General features: G+C 57.2%; 3 rRNA genes. All 3 read right to left on the bottom strand.

Annotated elements, in window-relative coordinates:
- Positions 1–57: 57 nt before the first annotated feature.
- A 5S ribosomal RNA gene (gene rrf, locus EHW97_RS15145) occupies positions 58–174 on the bottom strand.
- Positions 175–249: 75 nt separating this feature from the next.
- Positions 250–3,355: ribosomal RNA gene (locus EHW97_RS15140) — 23S ribosomal RNA — on the bottom strand.
- Positions 3,356–3,679: 324 nt separating this feature from the next.
- Positions 3,680–5,199: ribosomal RNA gene (locus tag EHW97_RS15135) — 16S ribosomal RNA — on the bottom strand.
- Together the 16S, 23S and 5S rRNA genes form the textbook arrangement of a ribosomal RNA operon.
- Positions 5,200–5,578: the final 379 nt, after the last annotated feature.

Raw genomic sequence — 5,578 nt, 5'->3', positions numbered from 1 at the left:
TGGGGGTAAATGCAGCGAGGCCGCCCCAGGGTTGGGGCGGCCTCGCGCTGTGTGGTTGTCCGGCGACGTCCTACTCTCCCACACCGTCTCCAGTGCAGTACCATCGGCGCTGAAGGGCTTGACTTCCGGGTTCGGAATGTGACCGGGTATTTCCCCTTCGCTATGGTCGCCGTAACTCTATCAACCTATCAACCTGCCGTTGATGGTCTGGGAACCTCATAGTGGACGCGTGCAGTCAATGTGTTGTTGGGTGACAAGCCCTCGGCCTATTAGTACCAGTCAGCTCCACACATTGCTGTGCTTCTACTTCTGGCCTATCAACCCAGTGGTCTGCTGGGGGCCTTAACCCATGACGGGTGGGAAACCTCATCTTGAAACGTGCTTCCCGCTTAGATGCTTTCAGCGGTTATCACTTCCGAACGTAGCCAACCAGCCATGCTCCTGGCGGAACAACTGGCACACCAGAGGTTCGTCCACCCCGGTCCTCTCGTACTAGGGGCAGCCTTTCTCAAGTTTCCTACGCGCGCGGCGGATAGGGACCGAACTGTCTCACGACGTTCTAAACCCAGCTCGCGTGCCGCTTTAATGGGCGAACAGCCCAACCCTTGGGACCTGCTACGGCCCCAGGATGCGACGAGCCGACATCGAGGTGCCAAACCATCCCGTCGATATGGACTCTTGGGGAAGATCAGCCTGTTATCCCCGGGGTACCTTTTATCCGTTGAGCGACGCCGCTTCCACATGCCAGCGCCGGGTCACTAGTCCCGACTTTCGTCCCTGCTCGAGCCGTCACTCTCGCAGTCAAGCTCCCTTGTGCACTTACACTCAACACCTGATTGCCAACCAGGATGAGGGAACCTTTGGGCGCCTCCGTTACATTTTGGGAGGCAACCGCCCCAGTTAAACTACCCACCAGGCACTGTCCCTGATCCGGATAACGGACCTAGGTTAGATATCTAGTACGATCAGAGTGGTATTTCAACGATGACTCCACCCGAACTGGCGTCCGGGCTTCACAGTCTCCCACCTATCCTACACAAACCGAACCAAACACCAATACCAAGCTGTAGTAAAGGTCCCGGGGTCTTTCCGTCCTGCCGCGCGTAACGAGCATCTTTACTCGTAGTGCAATTTCGCCGAGTTCATGGTTGAGACAGCGCCCAAGTCGTTACTCCATTCGTGCAGGTCGGAACTTACCCGACAAGGAATTTCGCTACCTTAGGATGGTTATAGTTACCACCGCCGTTTACTGGGGCTTAAGTTCTGCGCTTCGCCTTGCGGCTAACACGTCCCCTTAACCTTCCAGCACCGGGCAGGAGTCAGTCCGTATACGGCGTCTTTCGACTTAGCACGGACCTGTGTTTTTAATAAACAGTCGCTTGGGCCTGGTCTCTGCGGCCTTCAACGCTTCCCCACGCAAGGTGGTTCACGTATCCGGCCCCCCTTCTCCCGAAGTTACGGGGGCATTTTGCCGAGTTCCTTAACCATGATTCACTCGATCACCTTAGTATTCTCTACCTGACCACCTGAGTCGGTTTGGGGTACGGGCGGCTACAGATCTCGCTAGATGCTTTTCTCGGCAGCATAGGATCACTCACACCACACTGAAACGTGCAGTGGCATCAACTCTCAGACACATGGACAGCGGATTTGCCTACTGTCCGTCCTACAGTCTTACCCTCGGACAACCATCGCCGAGGATGAGCTACCTTCCTGCGTCACACCATCGCTTGGCTACTACCAGCTCGGGTCATGCGCTCCACCACACCGGCAGCCCCGAAGGGCCGTCCAGGTGGTTTCGGGCACTTAGCATCACTGGCCTCGCCAGGGGCGATCTATCGCCGGTACGGGAATATCAACCCGTTGTCCATCGACTACGCCTGTCGGCCTCGCCTTAGGTCCCGACTTACCCAGGGAAGATTAGCTTGACCCTGGAACCCTTGGTCATCCGGTGGAAGAGTTTCTCACTCTTCATTCGCTACTCATGCCTGCATTCTCACTCGTGTCGCGTCCACGGCTGGGTCACCCCGCCGCTTCACCCGCGACACGACGCTCCCCTACCCATCCACACGGCTGGACCACGAAGGCCTACCTGATATGTGAATGCCATAGCTTCGGCGGATTGCTTGAGCCCCGCTAAATTGTCGGCGCGGAATCACTTGACCAGTGAGCTATTACGCACTCTTTCAAGGATGGCTGCTTCTAAGCCAACCTCCTGGTTGTCTCTGCGACTCCACATCCTTTTCCACTTAGCAACCGCTTAGGGGCCTTAGCTGATGGTCTGGGCTGTTTCCCTCTCGACTACGAAGCTTATCCCCCGCAGTCTCACTGCAACGCTCTCACTTACCGGCATTCGGAGTTTGGCTGAGTTCAGTAAGCTGGTAGGCCCCCTAGCCCATCCAGTGCTCTACCTCCGGCAAGAAACACGTCACGCTGCACCTAAATGCATTTCGGGGAGAACCAGCTATCACGGAGTTTGATTGGCCTTTCACCCCTATCCACAGGTCATCCCCCCAGTTTTTAACCTAGGTGGGTTCGGTCCTCCACGCGGTCTTACCCGCGCTTCAACCTGCCCATGGATAGATCACTCCGCTTCGGGTCTAGATCGTGCAACTCAAACGCCCTATTCGGACTCGCTTTCGCTACGGCTCCACCCCAACGGCTTAACCTCGCTACACAACGCTAACTCGCAGGCTCATTCTTCAAAAGGCACGCCGTCACATCACAAGGATGCTCCGACGGATTGTATGCACATGGTTTCAGGTACTCTTTCACTCCCCTCCCGGGGTACTTTTCACCTTTCCCTCACGGTACTAGTCCGCTATCGGTCATCGAGGAGTATTTAGGCTTAACGGGTGGTCCCGCCAGATTCACACCGAATTTCAGGAGTACGGTGTTACTCGGGGTAACGCGCACGAGCCATGAGCTTACGTCTACGGGGGTCTCACCCTCTATGCCACGACTTCCCAGCCGTCTCGACTTCACCCATGGTTTCTCACTCGTCGACTGCCCGGCAGAACAGTCAGCACGGCCCCACGACCCCCCAGGTGCAACGCCTGCCGGCTATCACACACCTGAGGTTTAGCCTCTTCCGGTTTCGCTCGCCACTACTCCCGGAATCACGGTTGTTTTCTCTTCCTGCGGGTACTGAGATGTTTCACTTCCCCGCGTTCCCTCCACACGCCCTATGTGTTCAGGCGCAGGTACCTGGACATAACTCCAGGTGGGTTTCCCCATTCGGACACCCCCGGATCACAGCTCGGTTGTCAACTCCCCGGGGCTTTTCGCAGACTCCAACGTCCTTCATCGGCTCTCGATGCCAAGGCATCCACCATGTGCACTTAGTAGCTTGTCAACACTACAAAGATGCTCGCGTCCACTATGAAGTTCTCAAAACACCACCGGCACCACACCACACCCACACCAAACCCCAACCAGCCCCGAACAGGACCAGCCAGACGGTATGCAGGCCGTGCAGCCCTACAAGCCACCAGACAAACCGCCTGATGCCTCAGAACCCCAACAGTGTGCCATCCCCACCCCCACCCCAAACGGGCAGCAGGCAAGCAAAAAATGTAGTCGACGTCCACTAGTGAGCAAGCCACCGCGTGACACCCACGGCCACGAACGATGACACTCTGACCACACCCCACAGGGGCGGGTAGAAGCTGCTCCTTAGAAAGGAGGTGATCCAGCCGCACCTTCCGGTACGGCTACCTTGTTACGACTTCGTCCCAATCGCCAGCCCCACCTTCGACGGCTCCTCCCACAAGGGTTAGGCCACCGGCTTCGGGTGTTGCCGACTTTCATGACGTGACGGGCGGTGTGTACAAGGCCCGGGAACGTATTCACCGCAGCGTTGCTGATCTGCGATTACTAGCGACTCCGACTTCATGGGGTCGAGTTGCAGACCCCAATCCGAACTGAGACCGGCTTTTTGGGATTCGCTCCACCTTACGATTTCGCAGCCCATTGTACCGGCCATTGTAGCATGCTTGAAGCCCTGGACATAAGGGGCATGAAGACTTGACGTCATCCCCACCTTCCTCCGAGTTGACCCCGGCAGTCTCCTATGAGTCCCCACCATCACGTGCTGGCAACATAGGACGAGGGTTGCGCTCGTTGCGGGACTTAACCCAACATCTCACGACACGAGCTGACGACAGCCATGCACCACCTGTATACCGGCCACAAGGGAGGCCACATCTCTGCAGCTTTCCGGCATATGTCAAACCCAGGTAAGGTTCTTCGCGTTGCATCGAATTAATCAGCATGCTCCGCCGCTTGTGCGGGCCCCCGTCAATTCCTTTGAGTTTTAGCCTTGCGGCCGTACTCCCCAGGCGGGGCGCTTAATGCGTTAGCTGCGGCACGGAAACCGTGGAAGGTCCCCACACCTAGCGCCCAACGTTTACGGCATGGACTACCAGGGTATCTAATCCTGTTCGCTCCCCATGCTTTCGCTCCTCAGCGTCAGGAAATGCCCAGAGAACCGCCTTCGCCACCGGTGTTCCTCCTGATATCTGCGCATTCCACCGCTACACCAGGAATTCCATTCTCCCCTGCATCCCTCTAGTCTGCCCGTATCGGAAGCACGCTCGGGGTTAAGCCCCGAGTTTTCACTCCCGACGCGACAGACCGCCTACGAGCCCTTTACGCCCAATAATTCCGGACAACGCTCGGACCCTACGTATTACCGCGGCTGCTGGCACGTAGTTGGCCGGTCCTTCTTCTGCACCTACCGTCACTTTCGCTTCGTCGGTGCTGAAAGAGGTTTACAACCCGAAGGCCGTCATCCCTCACGCGGCGTTGCTGGATCAGGCTTTCGCCCATTGTCCAATATTCCCCACTGCTGCCTCCCGTAGGAGTCTGGGCCGTGTCTCAGTCCCAGTGTGGCCGGTCACCCTCTCAGGCCGGCTACCCGTCGTCGCCTTGGTGAGCCATTACCTCACCAACAAGCTGATAGGCCGCGAGCCCATCCTTCTCCGCCGGAACTTTCCACCACCCCGGATGCCCAAGGCGGTCATATTCGGTATTAGCCAGCGTTTCCACTGGTTATCCCAAAGAGAAGGGCAGGTTGCTCACGTGTTACTCACCCGTTCGCCGCTCGTGTACCCCCCGAAAGGGGCCTTACCGCTCGACTTGCATGTGTTAAGCACGCCGCCAGCGTTCGTCCTGAGCCAGGATCAAACTCTCCGTTGAAAAACAACCAAAGAGTCCAACCCCAAACACAGACGTCACCATCTGGCAACTATCTGTCTCGGAATTGAGACACCCACAAAAAGTGGGTGCTAATTAATTCTCGTCGACTAAATGACACACTGTTGAGTTCTCAAACATCAGACGCACACCCCAACCAACCCCCAGCAACCCGGGAGCCAGCCACAGCAGCTTGTCTAGTATAGACCCCCCAGCCAGACGAACCAAACCCGCCCAACCAGACAGCCTCACCCCCCGTTTTCAGCGGCCAGTCTCCAGCATCACGCCGGCATTAACCGTTTCGGTAGAGGTGGCTCCTGAGGCCGAGCGCCCCGCCTTCCGGCCTTGCGCTCCGTCGCCCTCAGCAACAAGAACTACATTA

The sequence above is a fragment of the Aeromicrobium camelliae genome (assembly GCF_003850045.1).
GTDB lineage: Bacteria > Actinomycetota > Actinomycetes > Propionibacteriales > Nocardioidaceae > Aeromicrobium > Aeromicrobium camelliae.
The sequence above is the reverse complement of the archived record's forward strand: the minus strand, read 5'-3'. Positions and strand labels throughout refer to the sequence as shown.